Annotated in this window: 15 protein-coding genes; 9 read left to right on the top strand and 6 right to left on the bottom strand. The window is 68.8% G+C overall.

Annotated features, from left to right (window positions below):
* Window positions 1-51 precede the first annotated feature (51 nt).
* The 3 genes from ACZ5VD_RS25180 to eccCa all read right to left on the bottom strand — a co-directional run bounded on the left by ACZ5VD_RS25180 (window position 52) and on the right by eccCa (window position 6925).
* Window positions 52-2355, bottom strand: a complete 2304-nt coding sequence (locus ACZ5VD_RS25180; RefSeq protein ID WP_468683371.1) for a hypothetical protein — start codon at window positions 2353-2355, stop codon at window positions 52-54.
* On the bottom strand, window positions 2355-2870 hold the full coding sequence (locus tag ACZ5VD_RS25175; protein WP_468683370.1) for a hypothetical protein: 516 nt from the start codon (window positions 2868-2870) through the stop codon (window positions 2355-2357). Before ACZ5VD_RS25175 ends, ACZ5VD_RS25180 begins: the two co-directional genes overlap by 1 nt.
* Window positions 2871-2950: 80 nt before the next feature.
* Window positions 2951-6925, bottom strand: coding sequence for a type VII secretion protein EccCa (eccCa, locus tag ACZ5VD_RS25170; protein WP_468683368.1), 3975 nt, complete (start codon window positions 6923-6925; stop codon window positions 2951-2953).
* 397 nt (window positions 6926-7322) lie between these two features.
* Here eccCa and eccD point away from each other — a divergent pair, with 397 nt between their 5' ends.
* A complete protein-coding gene (gene eccD / locus ACZ5VD_RS25165) occupies window positions 7323-8825 on the top strand; it encodes a type VII secretion integral membrane protein EccD (protein WP_468552507.1) in 1503 nt (500 codons plus the stop codon).
* A 267-nt stretch (window positions 8826-9092) separates the two neighbouring features.
* Here the strand turns inward: eccD and ACZ5VD_RS25160 are convergent, their stop codons facing one another.
* Window positions 9093-9386, bottom strand: a complete 294-nt coding sequence (locus ACZ5VD_RS25160) for a DUF397 domain-containing protein (protein ID WP_468552508.1) — start codon at window positions 9384-9386, stop codon at window positions 9093-9095.
* A 332-nt stretch (window positions 9387-9718) separates the two neighbouring features.
* Here ACZ5VD_RS25160 and rpsO point away from each other — a divergent pair, with 332 nt between their 5' ends.
* From rpsO to ACZ5VD_RS25135, 5 genes are all read left to right on the top strand, one after another.
* A complete protein-coding gene (gene rpsO, locus ACZ5VD_RS25155) occupies window positions 9719-10006 on the top strand; it encodes a 30S ribosomal protein S15 (RefSeq protein ID WP_019075416.1) in 288 nt (95 codons plus the stop codon).
* A gap of 290 nt (window positions 10007-10296) precedes the next feature.
* On the top strand, window positions 10297-12513 hold the full coding sequence (locus tag ACZ5VD_RS25150) for a polyribonucleotide nucleotidyltransferase (protein ID WP_468552509.1): 2217 nt from the start codon (window positions 10297-10299) through the stop codon (window positions 12511-12513).
* Window positions 12510-13889 carry a M16 family metallopeptidase gene (locus ACZ5VD_RS25145; RefSeq protein WP_468683366.1) on the top strand — a complete coding sequence of 460 codons (1380 nt, stop codon included), beginning with the start codon at window positions 12510-12512 and terminating at the stop codon, window positions 13887-13889. The genes ACZ5VD_RS25150 and ACZ5VD_RS25145 overlap by 4 nt, the downstream gene beginning before the upstream one ends.
* Window positions 13890-13938: 49 nt before the next feature.
* Window positions 13939-14691 carry a 4-hydroxy-tetrahydrodipicolinate reductase gene (dapB, locus tag ACZ5VD_RS25140; RefSeq protein ID WP_468552511.1) on the top strand — a complete coding sequence of 251 codons (753 nt, stop codon included), beginning with the start codon at window positions 13939-13941 and terminating at the stop codon, window positions 14689-14691.
* 8 nt (window positions 14692-14699) lie between these two features.
* Window positions 14700-15152, top strand: coding sequence for a hypothetical protein (locus ACZ5VD_RS25135; RefSeq protein ID WP_468552512.1), 453 nt, complete (start codon window positions 14700-14702; stop codon window positions 15150-15152).
* Window positions 15153-15224: 72 nt separating this feature from the next.
* Here the strand turns inward: ACZ5VD_RS25135 and ACZ5VD_RS25130 are convergent, their stop codons facing one another.
* Window positions 15225-15779, bottom strand: a complete 555-nt coding sequence (locus ACZ5VD_RS25130; protein ID WP_468552513.1) for a hypothetical protein — start codon at window positions 15777-15779, stop codon at window positions 15225-15227.
* Between the two features lie 103 nt (window positions 15780-15882).
* The gene (locus ACZ5VD_RS25125; RefSeq protein WP_468552514.1) at window positions 15883-16119 is read right to left on the bottom strand and encodes a hypothetical protein; all 237 of its coding nucleotides are present in this window, start codon (window positions 16117-16119) and stop codon (window positions 15883-15885) included.
* Window positions 16120-16320: 201 nt separating this feature from the next.
* Here ACZ5VD_RS25125 and thyX point away from each other — a divergent pair, with 201 nt between their 5' ends.
* From thyX to ACZ5VD_RS25110, 3 genes are all read left to right on the top strand, one after another.
* The gene (gene thyX, locus ACZ5VD_RS25120) at window positions 16321-17061 is read left to right on the top strand and encodes an FAD-dependent thymidylate synthase (RefSeq protein ID WP_468552515.1); all 741 of its coding nucleotides are present in this window, start codon (window positions 16321-16323) and stop codon (window positions 17059-17061) included.
* Window positions 17062-17272: 211 nt separating this feature from the next.
* Complete coding sequence (gene dapA / locus ACZ5VD_RS25115) at window positions 17273-18172, top strand: 4-hydroxy-tetrahydrodipicolinate synthase (RefSeq protein WP_468552516.1); 900 nt, start codon at window positions 17273-17275, stop codon at window positions 18170-18172.
* A 153-nt stretch (window positions 18173-18325) separates the two neighbouring features.
* Window positions 18326-20011, top strand: a complete 1686-nt coding sequence (locus tag ACZ5VD_RS25110; RefSeq protein WP_468552517.1) for a ribonuclease J — start codon at window positions 18326-18328, stop codon at window positions 20009-20011.
* The last annotated feature ends 119 nt before the right edge of the window (window positions 20012-20130 follow it).

The following is a 20130-nucleotide window of genomic DNA, read 5'->3' as shown; positions in this document are numbered from 1 at the left end:
GCGTATTGATTGATTCGGGCGCGGAACATGAGGAGTCCCTCTCGCATGGTGTCAGATGTCGGTCTTGAGGTGCGGTGCCATGTACTCGGCGTTTGTGCCCGCGTCCCTGAATCCCTGCTGCGTTGCTGCGCGGGCTTTCTCGTCGATGCTGACGTCTTGCAGGTCGGTGCGATGGTGCGCCTTGGCGGCGAGTTCGGCAGCCCGCTCGGTATATGCCGAGTTCTCTTCGAGGCCGCTCTCCCACTTCTCCCCCATTGTGGAGCCGGCGTCATCCTGTGCATGGCCCTCTGCGTTCTGGAACAGTTCCTCAAGGACCATGCTGCTGACGGTGCTGGCTACGCCGCCAGCCACAGCACCGCCCACAGGGGTTGCGATGAAGGTCGCGCCAACGCCGATACCTGTTCCGATACCACCTGAAACGCCGTTCTTCCACTGAGCAACAGACTGAGCGTATGCATCGTCGGATTCCTTCGCAGGGCCAGCAATAGCCTCTTGACGTCCGATGGCGAGCGTTCCTGAGATTTCGCCCGAGCCGTGGGCGAGTTGCTCGATAGCAAATTGCGTGTCGTTCGAGTACCGGTCGCTCGCTGCCAGGTCCGGGTTCATGTGGTAGTCCATCATGTTTGACATGTAGGACTTGTTTGCTACTTCGACGGCTGCATATCCTTCAGGATCCTGTCCGACTGACACGAGTAGGGCCGTCACGTCCCGGTGGTTGAGGGAGGCGGAGGATCCAGCCACTGGGAATAGCCGGTCGGTGTCCCCATCGGAATCATCTGTCATTGCGCGATTGATGTCCGGGAGGTATTCCGACGTGATCTGTCCGATGCTGTCGGACATGTAGCTCTTACCGGTGAGCCGTCCGTTGTCGTCCGAGATGGAGGATGCGAGGCTCTCGAAGAGTTTCGTCTGCGCTCCGTTGTGCGCAGGTGTATCCGCTGTAGGCAGCTCACCCGCTGGATGCCCCGTGGTTGCCGCTTCCAGTGCCAGCGCCAGATTGTTCTGTCCGGTATAGAGGTCGTCCCCGTGAGAGTTCACCTCCTGGGGCCAGTCCCGTTCCTCGAACAGATACTGGAAGTTGGAGAGAGCAACTCTCCCCTTGTAGTCGTTCTCGTCGTCTGTGTCCCGTTCGAAGGGGTTGCTCGGATCGTCCTTCGAGACGTACTCCTGATTGAAGAACTGCGTGGCGGCGTCAGGACTGTTGGAAAGCCCCTTCAGGAAGCCAGTCAGCGGGTCGGCTCCGCTGTCCTCGCCGATGCGGTTGAGATACTGCGCGCTGCCTGCGGCCCCGCCGAAACTCCAGGCGAGGTTCTCGTGCTCACCGTTGCCCGTCAGCTTCCGTTCGGTGGCCATCAGCTCGGTGCCGTATTGGTTCAGGAAGGCGTCGTCGTAGTCTCCGACGCGCATGAGGTTGCTCATGACCTGGAAACCCATGGGTCCGCTCGGGCTGCCGATGCGCTTCTCGCCGAGGGCAATCAGGTTGCTCTTCCAGTCGGTCATCGCGGCGGAGTCGCTCTGCGAGGCGCTGGCGAGTGTGAGGCTAAGATTTCGCTGTATGTCGTCGAGTTGGTCCAGGCGGTTGCGGAACAGGTCAGAGTTGCTGTGCGGGTTGGTGATCCCCGTCCAGAACTCCAGGGTCTTCTGAGGCCCGAGATTCGTGGCGAACCGTTCGGCGAACAATTGGTCTTTGCCGTACTTCGCGAGCCCGGCGCTGAGCCGGTCGAAATCCTTGGGCGTCAGGTCCTCGGGGTTCTTCTCCGCCAGCTTGGCCAGCTCATCGGCTTGTTTGATCGCTTCGGCTGCCTCGTCCCGACTGTCGTACTCAGCGTCCGAGAACCCCAGCGCACTCTGATCAGCAACAGCCGTGAGTACCGTGCTCGCTGACGTGTCGCTCTCGATGGCGTTGTCCAGGATCCTCTGGATCTCGTCGCGAAGCGCGGTGATCTCGCCCTTGTTGTCCTGGTCTTGCTGGGCGCGGCCTTCCGGCGGGACGTTCGTCGTTACGGTGAATCCGCCCTCGTAGCCGATGACCGTGAGGCTCTTCTGCCGGCCGCGCTCAATGGCGTCGGTGAGCTGGCCCTTGTACTTCTTGAACTCGTCCCGGGTGTCTCTGAGGATCTTGTGAATGGAGTCCGCCTGGCTGTGCGCGTCGGTGAATTCCTCGGCTGTCTTGCCGATGAACTCCTTCGAGACGCTGGCGTTGACTCCCGCCCAGTTGGCCTTGTTGGCCGCGCCGCGGAGTCCCTTCTGGGCATCCTCCTTCAGCGTTTCCAGGTTCTTGACCATGGTCGACCAGTCGTCGACGGCGTCGTCGAGCAGGCTGAAGTTGGCGTTCCGGAGGGCGTCGAGATCCACTACTTCTTGCCCTTCGTGTCGCTCGGGTCGCCATAGAGTGAGTTCTTCTCTCCAGGGCTGCCGACACGTTCGTCGAATCCCGCGTCCAACGTGTCGATGCTGCTCATCTGGCGGCGGATGTAGTGGTCGTCGTCCGAGTGCAGCTTCTTGGTGACCGTCATGTGGTTCGAGATGTGCGCGCACGCGTCCCTGAGGGACGACAACTGCTCGTCCCAGCGCGTCGCCACGTGCTGGAGCCCGCTGCCCAGTGCGAATCCGTCCTTGGACAGCGTCCCTGCGGCCTTCTCGCTGCTGGGTACGGCCCTGCGCCCCTTGTCCCACAGGTCGTTGTACAGGGCGAAGGCCTTCTTGCCGATGCTCGACAGGTCTCCCTGATCGGCCTTGAGATCGCCGTACTGGCTGGGCGCCGAGGTGTAGCCTCCGCCGTCCCCAGGATCCAACTGATTCAGCTGCATCTGGGTCGACTGACGCTCAGCCGCCTGTGACTTCAGCAGATCCCACTCGTCCCATGCCATGCGTGAACCACTCCCCGTGTCCCTGTGAGACCCGCCCCCTCGGGCGGTGCCGTTCTGTTGAAACGCACGCGTACGACACCTCAATACTGCTCCTCCGCCACCAACCCCACCTGCACCAACGGCTTCCCCCGCCGCCGGGAAACGAAGATCCCCCGCCCGGCCGGCATCGCCCGTGGCCGTACCCCGCCGAGCACATCGCCCTCGCCCGGATCACCCGCCAGGACGACGCCCTGCGCACCCAGTTCCTTGACGCGCTGCATGAACGCCTCGTAGGCCGCGCGTCCCGCGCCCGCCGTGGAGCGGGCGATGATGAACCGGACGCCGACGTCCCGCGCGAACGGGAGCATCTCCGTCAGTCCGGCCAGGGGGTTGCCGCTCGACGTGGAGACGAGGTCGTAGTCGTCGATGACGACGTACACCGTGGGCCCCTGCCACCAACTCCGGTCGCGGAGTTGCTGTGCGGTCACGTCGGCCGTCGGTGTGCGGCGCTTCATCAGGTCGGCGAGGGCGGCCATGTGGTGGTCCATGGAGTTGGACATGGGGATGTACTCGGCGAGGTGGGTCGCCGGCGTCACGTCCAGCAGCGAGCGCCGGTTGTCGATGACGAACAGCTTGGCCTCGTGGCCCGAGTACCGCTCCGTCACCTGCTTGATCAGCAGCCGCAGCAGGTTGGACTTGCCGGACTCGCTCTCGCCGAAGACGAGGAAGAACGGGTCCTGCTCGAAGTCGACGAAGACGGGTTCGAGGTTGTCCTCGTCGAGGCCGAACGCGATGCCGCGCTGCGGGAAACGGTCGCCCGGGGGCAGCTGCTCGGCCGGGAACTCGCGGGGCAGCAGCCGGACTTCGGGTGCGCCGGGCGGCTGCCAGTGCCGGGCGGCCTCGGTGGCCAGCGCCGCCGTGGCGTCCGCCAGGTCCGAGTCGGACGTCAGACCGTCGATGCGCGGTACCGCCGCCATGAAGTGCAGCTTCCCGGGCGCCTGTCCGCGACCCGGCACGCCCGCCGGCACGTTCGCGGCCACCTTGCGGTCCATCTCGGAGTCCATGGTGTCGCCGAGCCGCAGCTCCAGGCGGTTCATCAGGTGGTCCTTGAGGGCGGCCCTGACCTCCATGGACCGTGAGGCCGTCAGGATCAGGTGGATGCCATAGCCGAGACCACGCGCCGCGATGTCGTGGATCACCTGGTCCATCGCCTCGTAGTCCGCACGGAAGTTGCCCCAGCCGTCGATGACCAGGAAGACGTCACCCCAGGGCTGGTCCGTGACGGAGATGTCGCCGCGTGCCCGCCGGGCCCGGAAGTCCGCGATGGAGGCGATGCCCGCGGAGCGGAAGTACTCCTCGCGGCGGGTCAGGACGCCGTACACCTCGGCCACCGTGCGCCGCACCCGCTCGGGGTCCAGCCGCGAGGCGACTCCGCCCACGTGCGGCAGTCCGGCTACCGCCGCCATGCCGCCACCGCCGAAGTCGAGGCCGTAGAACTGGACTTCGTGCGGTGTGTGGGTGAGCGCGAACGACGAGATCAGGGCGCGCAGCAGCGTCGACTTGCCGGACTGCGGACCGCCGAGGATCTGCATGTGCCCGGCCGCGCCGGAGAAGTCGATCCAGAGCGGGTCGCGCCGCTGTTCGTACGGCTTGTCCACCAGGCCGAGCGGTACGACCAGGCGGCCTGCGCCCTCGTAGCCCGGCTGGGTGAGGCCGCGGCCCTGGACCGCGGTGAGGCCGGGCAGGAGCGAGTCCAGCGACGGCGGGCTGTCCAGCGGCGGCAGCCACACCTGGTGGGCCGCCGGCCCCTGCGCCTCCAGCCGGCGCACGACCACGTCGAGCACGGTGTCGGCGAGGGCGTCGTCGACATCGGCGGCGTCCGAGGACGCGGGACGCTGCCGCGGCACCGCCACGTACTGCACCGGCACCTCGGCCGCCGTGAACAGCACCGGCCGTCGGTCCAACGGCAGTTGGCCGCCGCCCGGTGCCGAGCGCTGCGCGCCCGAGCGGTACACGCCGGAGACGTACGCCGCCTTGAAGCGGGTCATCTCGCCCGTGCCGAACTTCAGGATGCCGGAGCCCGGCACGTTGGGCAGCTCGTAGGCGTCCGGTACGCCGATCGCCGCCCGGGACTCCGCGGCGGAGAAGGTACGCAGACCGATCCGGTACGACAGATAGGTCTCCAGACCACGCAGGCGCCCCTCCTCCAGGCGCTGCGAGGCCAGCAGCAGGTGCACGCCGAGCGAGCGGCCGATGCGGCCGATCTGGACGAACATCTCGATGAAGTCGGGCTTGGCGGTGAGGAGTTCGCTGAACTCGTCGATCACCAGGACCAGGGAGGGGATCGGCTGCAGGGGCGCGCCCGCCGCCCGCGCCTTCTCGTAGTCGTGGATGTTGGCGTAGTTGCCCGCGTCGCGCAGCATCTCCTGGCGGCGGTTGAGCTCGCCGCGGATGGAGTCGCCCATGCGGTCGACCAGGGTCAGGTCGTCCGCGAGGTTGGTGATGACGGCCGCCACGTGTGGCATCTGCGCCATGCCCGCGAAGGTGGCGCCGCCCTTGAAGTCCGCGAGGACGAAGTTCAGGGTCTCCGAGGAGTGTGTCACCGCAAGGCCCAGTACCAGGGTGCGCAGCAGCTCCGACTTGCCGGAGCCGGTGGCGCCCACGCACAGACCGTGCGGGCCCATGCCCTCCTGCGCGGCCTCCTTGAGGTCCAGCATCACGGGTCGGCCGTCCTCGCCGAGCCCGATCGGCACGCGCAGCCGTTCGGCCAGGGAACGTGGCCGCCAGGTGCGCTGGGTGTCGACGGAGGCGGCGTCGCCGAGGTTCAGCAGGTCGGTGAACTCCAGGTTGGCGAGCAGTGGTTGGTCGTCGTCCCCGCCGGAGACCATGCGCAGCGGCGCCAGTTGGCGGGCCAGTGCCTCGGCGGACTCGGGGGAGAGGGCGTCGGGGCTCCCCTCGTAGACGACTCCGTGCCCCGACTCCAGGTGCAGCGCGTCGGGTCGGACGACGATGGAGAGCTCGCCGCCGCCTCCGGTCAGGTCGCCGGGGACCACTTCGAGGACCGTCACGCCCTGCAGGCCCTCGGGGTTGGCCAGGACGGAGTCCGGCGGAAGGGAGAGGCCGTCGAGTACGACGACGATGTGCGGCTCGTCCGACAGGGGTGCCGCGTTCGGGTGGAAGCGGGGGCGGCCGGTCAGCCGGGTGGCGAGGAGGTTCTCCAACTCGCGGGTGTCGCTGTCGATCAGTCGCCGGCTGCCCGCGCCGTCCACCGCACCGGGCGCCTGGACGTGCGGCAGCCACTTGGCCCACTCCCAGTGCGGCAGGGACTGACGGTCCGCCGCGACCACGATGAGCAGGTCCTCGGGGGAGTGCAGCGCGGCCAGCGAGCCGGCCACGGCCCGCGCGGAGGACCGTACGGACCGCGGGTCACCGCTGATCGTGACGTGGTAGAAGGCCCGTAGCGAGACCGCCATCGGCAGGTCGTCCAGGGTGCTGTGGACGGCGAGGAAGCGCTGCATCGCGCCCGCGGTCAGCGGCTCCAACTGCTCGACGGGGGCGGTCTCCGGGGCGACCAGGGCGGTGGCGAGGCCCTGCGCGCCGAGGCCGATCCGGACCTGCGCGAAGTCCTCGTCGCCGGGGCGCCGTTCCCACACCCGGCTGCCCTCGGCGACCAGCGCCCACAGCTGTTCGGGGGAGGGGTGCAGGAAGTACTGCGCGTCCCGCTGCGCCCGCGCGGTGTCGAGGGCGGTGCGCCGGGTCTGCGCGAGATAGCTCAGGTAGTCGCGGCGCATGTCCGCCAACTGCCCCTGGGAGCCACGGCGGAAGCGGACCACCATCGCGATGGACATGGCGACCGTCGACGCGATCATGATCATGCCCATGATCTTCATGAACGGCTGTCCGTTCGTGAAGAAGAACACCACCGAGCCGCCCATGCCGAGCGTCGGCAGGAGTTGCATCAGCACGCTTTCCTGGTGCCCCCGCGGCAGTTCGGGCGGCGGCTGCAACACGATCTCCTGCGTGGACACTTCGGACGGCAGCACCCGAGGCGGGCGCTTCACGACGATGTGGCTCACTTTCACCCATTCCCTTGGCCGGCCCAGAGTCCGTCCGCCGCCCCGTGTCAGGCGGACGCGAGCCGCCGCGCGATCCTACTGACCTCACGCCTGGCGAAGGGACGGTAGGGTGCCGGATGTTCGCGTGAGCACACGCGAGTTGAGCAGCGGGACCGGGGCATTCCGTGCGATCTGACGAGGTGCGGAATCCCGGCGACGGCCCCGCGGCACCCTGGCCGCCGGCCCTGAGCGGTGCCGGTCCGGGCGGGCGGGGAAAGCGGCGCAGGACCTTCACGCCGCGGACGCGCAATGATCACCGAGTACGGTCAGCGGCGAGCACAGTCCCACCGAGCACGGTCATCACTGAACACAGTCAGCACTGAGCGGAATCATCACTGAGGGGGATCAGCAGGTGAGCATGACGGCCTCCGCGGCAGCCACCGGGGGAGGGCCCGGTGCGGGGACTTCCGGTACGGGAACGGGGCTCGGCTTCTGCCGGGTCACGATCGTCGCGCCCGACAGCCGCATCGACGTGGCGTTGCCCGACGACATCCCGGTCGCCGACATCTACCCGGAGATCCTCAGGCTCTCCCAGCAGAGCCCCGCCGAGGGCGCACCCGTCGGCTACCACCTGGTCCGCAGGGACGGCACGGTCCTCGACAGTTCCCGCTCCTTCGCCTCCCAGCGCATCCTCGACGGCGAACTGCTCGCGCTGCGCCCCTTCGCCGAGTCGCTGCCTCCCGCCGTCTTCGACGACGTCTCCGACGCGGTCGCCTCCGCCGTGACCAGCGAACGCACCCTGTGGAGCGGCGATCTGACGCGCGCCGCGGGCCTCGTCGGAGGCGGCGTCCTGCCCGTCCTGCTCGCCTTCGTGGCCTGGACCGGCGATCCGCTGCACGACATGAACAGCCTGCCCGGCGTCCTCGCCGGCGTCGCGGGCGTCCTCCTGGTCGTCCTCGCGTGCGTACGCGCCCGGGTCTACGACGACCGGGCCTCCGCCATCGCGCTGGGACTAGGAGCCCTCCCCAACGTCGGCGTGGCCGGCTCGGGTCTCCTCGCGCTCAGCGCCGGACAAGGCATCGGCAGGCTCCAGTTCCTCCTCGCCTGCGCGGCCGTCCTGCTGGCGTCGGTCCTGCTCACCCTGTGCTCCCCGAGCGGGGACGGCCCCTTCGTGGCCTTCGTCTTCGCCTCCGCGATCGGTCTGCTCGCCACCTTCGCGGCGATCCTCGCCGACTGGACGCCCTCCGAGACCGCCGCCCTGTGCGCCCCGGTCGCCGTCGGCGCTCTGGCCTTCCTGCCGGGCCTCTCGATGCGTTTCGCCCGGCTCCCGATCGGCTTCGACACCCCGGACACCGCCCCGCGCAGCGCGTACGACACCGATCCCGCCCCGCAGGAGCCGGTCGACGCCGAGCGCGTCACCGCCAGGGCCCGTCGCGGCCACGAACTCCTCGTCGGCCTGGTGGGCGGCTGCGCGCTGATCGCGGTCGGCGCCTCGGCCGTCCTCGGCTTCTCCTCCGACGTCTGGGCCCAGCTCCTCGCCCTCGCGACCGGCGTGGCGCTGCTGATGCGCGCCCACCTCTTCCGGTACACCGGGCAGGTCGCCCCCGTCCTCGCCGCCGGGCTCGCCTCGCTCGTCCTGCTGGGCCTCGGCCTGGCGCTCAACCCGCCGCGGTCGATCGTCGACGAGGCGCTCTCGGGTGCCAGGACCGACCTCGACATCCGGACGATCTGGCTGGTCGCGGCCATCGCCGCGGCGGCGGCGCTCGTCACGGCGATCGGCCTGATCGTCTCGCGCGGCGGCCTCACCCCGTTCTGGGGACGCTTCCTGGAGATCGCCGAGGGCTTCGTCCTGCTGACCCTGGTACCGCTGGCCCTGGCCGTCTTCGACGTGTACGCCACGGCCCGGTCGATGACGAGCTGATCCCCGCCGTACCCGACATGGGTGAAGGAACTCCCCGAGCGCGAGCTTCGGCCCGCCTCCCTGCGCCCCCAGCCAGTCCGAGGTCAGGGCGGACCGTCGGCGCGGGAGGCGTCACAGGATGTCGCCCCGCGTACCGGCCGAGTCCGACCCGCCTGGCACTCGGCACCGAGCGCACCGCGGTGACGGAGGGGGAGCCGGACCATCAGGCGGGGCGGCGGGACCCCGGAACCGGACCCCCGCCGCCCCGCCCGGGCCAACGGCGGACGCCTAAGCGCCCAGCCCTCCGTTGTGCGGCGCCGCCTCAAGATCGAACTCCCCGTCCCGCGCCCCCAGCACGAACGCCCGCCACTCGGCCTCCGTGTACCGCAGCACGGTGTCGGGGTCGAGCGACGAGCGCATGGCCACCGCACCCTCGGGGAGGTAGGCGATCTCGACCCGCTCCTCGTGCTCCTCGGTCCCCGGCGCGCTCTGCCACTCGACGCCGGAGATGTCGAGGGCGTACAGCTCGTCCCTCTCCCGCTCCTTGCGTGCCTTGAGTTCCCTGTCCTCGGCCTCGGCCATCGCGGCTCGGTCCCTTCCTGTGTGCCGACGAGCTCTGTGACAACGAGCTGTGCGGTCACCCTACTGGCCGCTGTTCCTCCAGGTCAGGGGTTCGCGGATGTGCGCACGCGCCCCGACGCGCGCCGTCGGCCGCCCCCTGTGACCGCCCTCGGCCCCCGGTCCGAGGCATCCCCACAGGCTGGTACTCTGTGCTGTGGCCGCTTGTGTACGCGCCCCCGGAGCCCAGGCCCCGGAGGCCGCGCCGGCGGATCCCGCCTTCCGAGTTACGGAAGCTCCCCCGAGATGTGGACCGGGGGCACTCGGTGGCCCTTTACAGACTACGAGGAGTACGCGTGTCGCTCGACGCCGCAACGAAGAAGCAGCTCATCACCGAGTTCGGCCAGAAGGAGGGCGACACCGGCTCCCCCGAGGTCCAGGTCGCCATGCTCTCGCGTCGGATCTCCGACCTGACCGAGCACCTCAAGACCCACAAGCACGACCACCACTCCCGCCGTGGTCTGCTGATCCTGGTCGGTCAGCGTCGTCGCCTGCTGCAGTACCTGGCCAAGAAGGACATCCAGCGCTTCCGTGCGCTGGTCGACCGCCTCGGCATCCGTCGCGGTGCGGCGGGCGCCAAGTAAGACGCCGTGAGGGGAGCGGTTCCCGAAACGATCGGGGGCCGCTCCCTTTGCCGTACGTACGGAACGTGCGGAGTGTCACACCCGCTTTGTAGTGTGGTAGCACAACGTCATACGCACGAGGAGAAGTGCACCTCGCCGCCGCCGGTCCTCGGTAGTGGCCCCCGGGCAATGCGAACCCGGGTGCTTCGATCGAAGACCGGCCCGCACCAGACGGAGCGCTTCTCCGCTCACGTCCCCCCGCCACACGGGCGGATCGGGACAAAAGACGAAAAGTAACGGAGAAATCACTAGTGGAGAACGAGACCCACTACGCCGAGGCCGTCATCGACAACGGCTCCTTCGGCACCCGCACCATCCGCTTCGAGACGGGCCGCCTGGCCAAGCAGGCCGCCGGCTCCGCCGTGGCGTACCTGGACGACGACACCATGGTGCTGTCGGCCACCACCGCCTCCAAGAACCCCAAGGACCAGCTCGACTTCTTCCCCCTCACGGTGGACGTCGAGGAGCGGATGTACGCCGCCGGCAAGATCCCCGGCAGCTTCTTCCGCCGTGAGGGCCGCCCCTCCGAGGACGCCATCCTCACCTGCCGCCTCATCGACCGCCCGCTGCGCCCGTCCTTCAAGAAGGGCCTTCGCAACGAGATCCAGGTCGTCGCCACCATCATGGCGCTCAACCCCGACCACCTGTACGACGTCGTGGCGATCAACGCCGCCTCCGCGTCCACGCAGCTGGCCGGTCTGCCCTTCTCCGGCCCGATCGGCGGCGTCCGCGTCGCGCTGATCAACGGCCAGTGGGTCGCGTTCCCGACGCACACCGAGCTTGAGGACGCCGTCTTCGACATGGTTGTCGCCGGTCGCGTCCTGGAGGACGGCGATGTCGCGATCATGATGGTCGAGGCCGAGGCCACCGAGAAGACCATCCAGCTGGTCGCGGGCGGCGCCGAGGCGCCGACCGAGGAGGTCGTCGCCTCCGGTCTGGACGCCGCGAAGCCCTTCATCAAGGTGCTCTGCAAGGCCCAGGCCGACCTCGCCGCGAAGGCCGCCAAGCCGACCGGCGAGTTCCCGGTCTTCCTCGAGTACCAGGACGACATCCTGGAGGCCCTCACCGCCGCCGTCCGCCCGGAGCTCACCTCCGCGCTGACGATCGCGGGCAAGCAGGACCGCGAGGCCGAGCTGGACCGCGTCAAGGGTCTGGCCGCCGAGAAGCTCCTGCCGGAGTTCGAGGGCCGCGAGAAGGAGATCTCCGCCGCGTACCGCTCGCTGACCAAGTCCCTGGTCCGTGAGCGCGTCATCAAGGAGAAGAAGCGCATCGACGGGCGCGGGCTGACGGACATCCGTACGCTCGCCGCCGAGGTCGAGGCCATCCCGCGCGTGCACGGCTCGGCGCTGTTCGAGCGTGGCGAGACCCAGATCCTGGGCGTCACCACCCTCAACATGCTCCGTATGGAGCAGATGCTGGACACCCTCTCCCCGGTGACCCGCAAGCGCTACATGCACAACTACAACTTCCCGCCGTACTCCGTCGGCGAGACCGGCCGCGTCGGCTCCCCGAAGCGCCGCGAGATCGGCCACGGCGCGCTCGCCGAGCGCGCCATCGTGCCGGTCCTGCCGACGCGCGAGGAGTTCCCCTACGCGATCCGTCAGGTGTCCGAGGCCCTCGGCTCCAACGGCTCGACGTCCATGGGCTCGGTCTGCGCCTCCACCATGTCGCTGCTGAACGCCGGTGTGCCCCTCAAGGCCCCCGTCGCCGGTATCGCCATGGGCCTGATCTCCCAGGAGATCAACGGCGAGACGCACTACGTCGCCCTCACCGACATCCTCGGTGCGGAGGACGCCTTCGGCGACATGGACTTCAAGGTCGCCGGCACCAAGGAGTTCGTGACCGCCCTCCAGCTCGACACCAAGCTGGACGGCATCCCCGCCTCCGTCCTGGCCGCGGCCCTCAAGCAGGCCCGTGACGCCCGCCTCCACATCCTCGACGTGATGATGGAAGCGATCGACACGCCGGACGAGATGTCCCCCAACGCCCCGCGGATCATCACCGTCAAGATCCCCGTGGACAAGATCGGCGAGGTCATCGGCCCGAAGGGCAAGATGATCAACCAGATCCAGGAGGACACCGGCGCCGAGATCACGATCGAGGACGACGGCACCATCTACATCGGTGCCCAGGTCGGCTCGCAGGCCGAGGCCGCCCGCGCCACGATCAACGCGATCGCGAACCCGACCATGCCGGAGGTCGGCGAGCGCTACCTGGGTACGGTCGTCAAGACCACCACCTTCGGTGCGTTCGTGTCGCTGCTCCCGGGCAAGGACGGACTGCTGCACATCTCGCAGATCCGCAAGCTCGCCGGCGGCAAGCGCGTGGAGAACGTCGAGGACGTGCTCGCCGTGGGCTCCAAGGTCCAGGTCGAGATCGCCGAGATCGACTCCCGCGGCAAGCTCTCCCTCATCCCCGTGATCGAGGGCGAAGGCGACGACGAGAAGAAGGACGACACCGACCAGTGACGTCGAGTAGCTCCACGACGACGGCCCGCATCTCCTCGGAGGCGCGGGCCGTCGCCCGTACCCAAACCCTGATCAAGGGCGAGAACGGCATCGGCACGGTCCGCAAGACCACCCTCCCCGGTGGCCTGCGCATCGTCACCGAGACCCTGCCCTCCGTGCGCTCCGCGACCTTCGGTATCTGGGCGCACGTCGGCTCCCGCGACGAGACGCCGGCGCTGAACGGCGCCACGCACTACCTGGAACACCTCCTCTTCAAGGGCACCCGGCGCCGCTCCGCCCTGGACATCTCCTCCGCCATCGACGCCGTCGGCGGCGAGATGAACGCCTTCACGGCCAAGGAGTACACGTGCTACTACGCACGCGTGCTCGACACCGACCTGCCGCTGGCCATCGACGTCGTCTGCGACATGCTGACCGGCTCCCTCATCCGTGAGGACGACGTCAACGTCGAGCGGGGCGCGATCCTCGAAGAGATCGCCATGACCGAGGACGACCCGGGCGACTGTGTGCACGACCTGTTCGCGCACACCATGTTCGGCGACAACCCCCTCGGCCGCCCGGTCCTCGGCACGGTCGACACCGTCAACGCCCTGACCGCCGACCGCATCCGCCGCTTCTACAAGAAGCACTACGACCCGACCCACCTCGTGGTCGCCGCGGCCGGAAACGTCGACCACGACAAGGTCGTACGACAGGTCCGTGCCGCCTTCGAGCGGGCGGGCGCCCTCAAGAACGCGGACGCGGCACCCATCGTGCCCCGCGACGGCCGCCGTGCCCTGCGCACCGCCGGCCGCGTCGAGCTGATCGGCCGCAAGACCGAGCAGGCCCACGTCGTCCTGGGCATGCCGGGCCTGGCCCGCACGGACGAGCGCCGCTGGGCGCTGGGCGTGCTCAACACGGCCCTCGGCGGCGGCATGTCCTCCCGCCTCTTCCAGGAGGTCCGCGAGAAGCGCGGCCTGGCCTACAGCGTGTACTCGTACACCTCCGGCTTCGCCGACTGCGGCCTCTTCGGCGTGTACGCGGGCTGCCGCCCGAGCCAGGTGCACGACGTGCTGAAGATCTGCCGCGACGAACTCGACCACGTCGCCGAACACGGTCTCTCGGACGACGAGATCGACCGCGCCATCGGCCAGCTCCGGGGCTCCACCGTGCTCGGCCTGGAGGACACCGGCGCGCTGATGAACCGCATCGGCAAGAGCGAACTGTGCTGGGGCGAGCAGATGTCCGTCGACGACCTGCTGGTCAGGATCGCGTCGGTCACCCCGGACGAGGTCCGCTCGGTCGCCCGCGAGATCCTGGGCCGACGGCCCTCGCTCGCGGTCATCGGCCCGCTGAAGGACAAGCAGGCGTCCCGGCTGCACGAGGCCGTCGCCTAACCAACTCCGCACCTGAGAAAATCCGGAACTCCGGTAGGGAAGCAAGAAGATGAGCAAGCTGCGCGTGGCGGTCCTCGGTGCCAAGGGCCGCATCGGCTCCGAGGCGGTACGGGCCGTCGAGGCCGCCGAGGACATGGAGCTGGTGGCCGCCCTCGGCCGCGGCGACAAGCTGGACACGCTCGCCGAGACCGGCGCCCAGGTCGCCGTCGAACTGACCACGCCGGCCTCGGTGATGGACAACCTCGAATTCTGCGTACGGCACGGCATCCACGCGGTCGTCGGGACGACGGGCTGGACCGACGAACGCCTCGCCCAGCTGAACGGCTGGCTGGCCAAGTCCCCGGAGACGGGCGTCCTCATCGCGCCCAACTTCTCCATCGGGGCCGTCCTGACCATGAAGTTCGCGCAGATCGCCGCGCCCTACTTCGAGTCCGTCGAGGTCGTCGAACTGCACCACCCGAACAAGGTCGATGCCCCCTCCGGCACCGCCACGCGCACCGCCCAGCTCATCGCCGAGGCCCGCCGCGCGGCCGGTTCCGCCCCGGCGCCGGACGCCACGGCGACGGCCCTGGACGGCGCGCGCGGAGCCAGCGTGGACGGCGTCCCCGTGCACGCCATCCGGCTGCGCGGCCTGCTCGCCCACCAGGAAGTCCTGCTGGGCGGCGAGGGCGAGACCCTGACCGTCCGCCACGACTCCCTCCACCACAGCAGCTTCATGCCGGGCATCCTGCTCGGCGCCCGCCGCGTGGTGACCACACCCGGCCTGACCTTCGGTCTGGAAAACTTCCTGGACCTGGGCTGACCCCCGCCATGCGAGCCAAGCTCTCCTACGCCCTCACGGCCGCCGTCCTGGTCTTCTACTTCGTCCTGGCCGGCAGCCGCGGCGTCATGCTCATCCAGTCCGGCACGCTGCTGACCGTCACCTTCGGTCTGGCCGTACTGATCCTGCCGGTCATCGGCGTGTGGTTCCTGTGGAAGAACACCCAGTTCGTCCGCAAGGCCAACCAGCTCGCCGCCGAACTCGACGCCCAGGGCGGCCTGCCCGTCGACGAGTTGAAGCGCACCCCCGGCGGGCGTATCGACCGCGACTCGGCCGACGAGGTCTTCGCCCGGCGCAAGGCCGAGACGGAGGCGGCCCCCGACGACTGGCGCAGCTGGTTCCGTCTCGCCATCGCCTACCACGACGCCCGCGACACCCCACGCGCGCGCAAGGCCATGCAGCGGGCGATAGCCCTCCACGACGGCAGACCGGTCCAGGCCTGAGCATCCCGCCGTACACCGAAGGGGCCGGTCCGCAGCACCTGCGGACCGGCCCCTTCGCGTCGCTGCCGGAGCTCAGTCCCGCCGGTACTCCCCGGCCCATGCCTCGATCGCGTCCGACGCCCTCTCGAAGGACTCGGCACGCGCCAGGAAGTCCGCGTTGTGCGTGGTCAACAGGACCGGTACGTCGCCCGCGGACCGGTCGTTCCGTACCAGGAGCAGCGCCTGCCCCTGCACGGTGCGCGGCAGCCCGAGCCAGCGCACCGGCTGCTGCACCGTCCGTACGGCCGCCACCCGGTCCCAGGGCGCGGTGCGGGTGAGCAGGAAGCCCACCCGGCGCAGCCCGTGCGCGCTCACCCACACGCCGACACGCAGCAGCCGCAGGGCACCGACGATGACGAGCAGCGCGAGGCCGAACACCACACCCGCCTCGGACACCGAGTCGGTCAGCGCGATGATGACCGCCGCGAACAGCACGTACGAGGCGAGCAGCAGCAGGATCGCGGCCACTCCCACCCGCCACGGGCCGGGTCGGTAGGGGCGCCGCCAGCGGTCGCGGTCGTCGAACGGCAGGGCGACGTCGTCCGCCGCCTCGAATGCGCGGTCGGCCGTCAGGAAGGGCAGGGGCACGGCTGGGTCCTCACTGAATCCATGCAGGGGCTGTGCCCGGTGAGGTTATCGACCTGTGTCCCCGCTCACCACCCTTGGGGGTCCGGATGGAGTCAGTACGGGGTCAGCGCCCCTGTGACGCCTGGGACTGCTGTGCCTGCGCCGACTGGTCCGGACTGAGCGCCGGCATCCCCACGACCAGGGAGCCCGCGAGCGCGGCGACGATGGTCAGCCCCAGGACCCAGCGCCCCGCTATCTGACTGACGGACGCCCTCTCCCGGGGTGGGGGAGTGACATTGCTGCGGAACCTGTCGGCTTCGGCGAGGAAGGCGAACGGAACGGGTTCGCGCCGACGGAACATCGGGGGTACTTCTCCCTTCGGGGATCGAACGAGTGACTCTCACTGAGACAGACGATCGGGTGCCCCAAAAGGTGCCAGGATTCCCCGAATTCGCAGAAGTTCACCAAAGTTGTCGCGTCCCGGCACCGAACGCCCCGATGTCAGTGCCGGGCCGTAGAGTGGGCGCCGCCCGAGAGAAGTGATGGAAGGACCCTCCGAGCCGTGACCGACACCCCCGCCGACGACCTCAAGCCCAGCTTCCGCAGCGATGTGACCGTCGAACTCGTCAAGCACACCGCGTCCGACGCCGACGTGCTCTTCGCCGCCCGTGTCTCGACCCTCGGCGAGCAGTCGCTGGACGAGCTGGGCAAGGATCCCGAGCGTTCCAAGGGCCTGATCAACTACCTCATGCGGGACCGGCACGGCAGCCCCTTCGAGCACAACTCGATGACCTTCTTCGTCAGCGCCCCGATCTTCGTGTTCCGCGAGTTCATGCGCCACCGCGTCGGCTGGTCGTACAACGAGGAGAGCGGTCGCTACCGCGAGCTCGACCCCGTCTTCTACGTCCCCGGTGAGTCCCGCAAGCTGGTCCAGCAGGGCCGCCCCGGCAAGTACGTCTTCGTCGAGGGCACCCAGGCCCAGCAGGAGCTGGTCGGCCGCACCATGGAGGACTCCTACCGTCAGGCCTACGAGGCCTACCAGGAGATGCTCGCCGCCGGCGTCGCCCGCGAGGTGGCCCGCGCGGTCCTCCCCGTCGGCCTGTTCTCCTCGATGTACGCCACCTGCAACGCGCGCTCGCTGATGCACTTCCTCGGCCTGCGCACCCAGCACGAGCTGGCGAAGGTCCCGTCCTTCCCGCAGCGGGAGATCGAGATGGTCGGCGAGAAGATGGAGGCGGAGTGGGCCAAGCTCATGCCGCTCACCTACGCGGCCTTCAATGCGAACGGCCGTATGGCGCCGTAAGGCACCCCCGTTCCCCCACGGGGCACAGATGTGCGGGTCAGCCTCACGAAGTGTCCGTATTGCGGCATTTAGAGAAGTTCATCTAGCCTGATCAAACGGACCCGGCACTGCTTGAACCCCCGAGCAGGCAGTGCCGGGCTCCGCATTTGTCACCTCTTGTCGCCTCCCCCGAGGGCAGACCCCACCCTGAGCAGCGAGTAGCGTGTTACCCATGGCTCCGACCTCCACTCCGCAGACCCCCTTCGGGCGGGTCCTCACCGCCATGGTCACGCCCTTCACGGCGGACGGCGCACTCGACCTCGACGGCGCTCAGCGGCTCGCCACCCACCTGGTGGACGCAGGCAACGACGGCCTGATCATCAACGGGACCACCGGCGAGTCCCCCACCACCAGCAACGCGGAGAAATCGGAGCTCGTACGAGCCGTCCTGGAGGCCGTGGGCGACCGAGCCCATGTCGTGGCAGGTGTCGGCACCAACGACACCCGCCACAGCATCGAGCTCGCCCACGCGGCGGAGAAGGTCGGCGCGCACGGCCTGCTGCTCGTCACGCCGTACTACAACAAGCCCCCGCAGGAGGGCCTGTACCGGCACTTCACGGCCATCGCCGACGCCGCCGAGCTGCCCGTCATGCTGTACGACATCCCCGGCCGCAGCGGTGTCCCGATCAACACCGAGACGCTGGTCCGCCTCGCCCAGCACCCCCGGATCGTCGCCAACAAGGACGCCAAGGGCGACCTCGGCCGCGCCAGCTGGGCCATCGCCCGCTCCGGCCTCGCCTGGTACTCCGGCGACGACATGCTGAACCTGCCGCTGCTCTCCGTGGGCGCGGTCGGCTTCGTCTCCGTCGTCGGCCATGTGGTGACACCGGACCTGAGGGCCCTCGTGGAGGCGTTCGTCTCCGGCGACGTCCAGAAGGCGACCGAGATCCACCAGAAGCTGCTCCCGGTCTACACCGGCATGTTCCGCACCCAGGGCGTCATGACCACCAAGGCCGCACTCGCCCTCCAGGGACTGCCCTCCGGACCGCTGCGGGCGCCCATGGTCGAGCTCGCGCCCGAGGAGATCGAGCAGCTCAAGATCGATCTTGCCGCGGGCGGGGTACAGCTCTAACACCAGACTTCGCGAACTCTTTCGCGCGATCAGACTTCACAACTGAATAAGCAGGCACCGGTGCCTGCGTCCACCACGACAACTGCTTCTGCACGAACGTCATGCGCGCCACGTGCCCACCGGTACGTGGCGTGTGTGGTTGAGGAGAGTCTTTTGAGTCATCCGCATCCCGAACTCGCCCCGCCCCCGCCGCTCCCGGCGGGCGGTCTCAGGGTCACCCCACTCGGCGGTCTCGGCGAAATCGGCCGGAACATGACGGTCTTCGAGTTCGGCGGCCGTCTGCTGATCGTCGACTGCGGAGTGCTCTTCCCCGAGGAGGAGCAGCCCGGAATCGACCTGATCCTGCCGGACTTCACGTCCATCCGGGACCGTCTCGACGACATCGAGGGCATCGTCCTCACACACGGCCACGAGGACCACATCGGCGCCGTCCCCTACCTCCTCAGGGAGAAGCCGGACATCCCGCTGATCGGCTCCAAGCTGACCCTCGCCTTCATCGAGGCCAAGCTCCAGGAACACCGGATCCGCCCGTACACCCTTGAGGTGACGGAGGGACACCGCGAGCGCATCGGGCCGTTCGACTGCGAGTTCATCGCCGTCAATCACTCGATCCCGGACGCCCTGGCCGTGGCGATCCGCACACCGGCCGGCATGGTCGTCCACACGGGCGACTTCAAGATGGACCAGCTTCCGCTGGACGGCCGTCTCACGGATCTACACGCGTTCGCCCGGCTGAGCGAGGAGGGCATCGACCTCCTCCTCTCCGACTCGACGAACGCCGAGGTCCCCGGGTTCGTGGCGCCCGAGCGGGACATCTCCAACGTCCTGCGCACGGTCTTCGCGAACGCCCGCAAGCGGATCATCGTGGCCAGCTTCGCCAGCCACATCCACCGCATCCAGCAGATCCTGGACACGGCGCACGAGCACGGCCGCCGGGTCGCCTTCGTCGGCCGCTCGATGGTCCGCAACATGGGTATCGCCCGCGACCTGGGCTATCTGAAGGTCCCGCCGGGCCTGGTCGTGGACGTCAAGACCCTCGACGACCTGCCCGACCACGAGGTGGTCCTGGTCTGTACGGGCTCCCAGGGCGAACCGATGGCAGCCCTGTCCCGCATGGCCAACCGCGACCACCAGATCCGCATCGTTCCGGGCGACACGGTGATCCTGGCGTCGTCGCTGATCCCCGGGAACGAGAACGCGGTCTACCGCGTGATCAACGGCCTGACCCGCTGGGGCGCGCACGTCGTCCACAAGGGCAACGCCAAGGTGCATGTCTCGGGCCACGCGTCCGCGGGTGAGCTCCTGTACTTCTACAACATCTGCCGACCGAAGAACCTGATGCCGGTCCACGGGGAATGGCGCCACCTGCGCGCCAACGCCGAGCTGGGCGCCATGACCGGCGTCCCGCACGACCGGATCGTCATCGCCGAGGACGGCGTGGTCGTCGACCTGGTCGAGGGCAAGGCGAAGATCAGCGGCAAGGTCCAGGCCGGCTATGTGTACGTCGACGGTCTCTCGGTCGGTGACGTGGGCGAGCCGGCGTTGAAGGACCGCAAGATCCTCGGTGATGAGGGCATCATCTCGGTCTTCCTGGTCGTGGACTCGTCCACCGGCAAGATCACGGGCGGTCCGCACATCCAGGCTCGCGGTTCCGGCATCGACGACTCGGCCTTCAGCGATGTCATGCCGAGGATCACGGAGGTGCTGGAGCGGTCGGCCCAGGACGGCGTCGTGGAGCCCCACCAGCTGCAGCAACTCATCCGTCGGACCTTGGGCAAGTGGGTCTCGGACAACTACCGGCGCAGGCCGATGATCCTCCCTGTGGTCGTGGAGGTCTGACGGTCCGTCGGGCCTTCATGCACGCGAACCTGGAGCGGGGGGGGGGGGGGGGGGGGGGGGGGGGGAAGCCCAAGGAGGGGGGGGGGTGATGTGACAAGAGAAAAAAAAAACACCGCGGG

It is taken from the genome of Streptomyces sp. NPDC032822, assembly GCF_055578825.1.
This window is presented reverse-complemented; position numbering and strand designations above follow the sequence as displayed.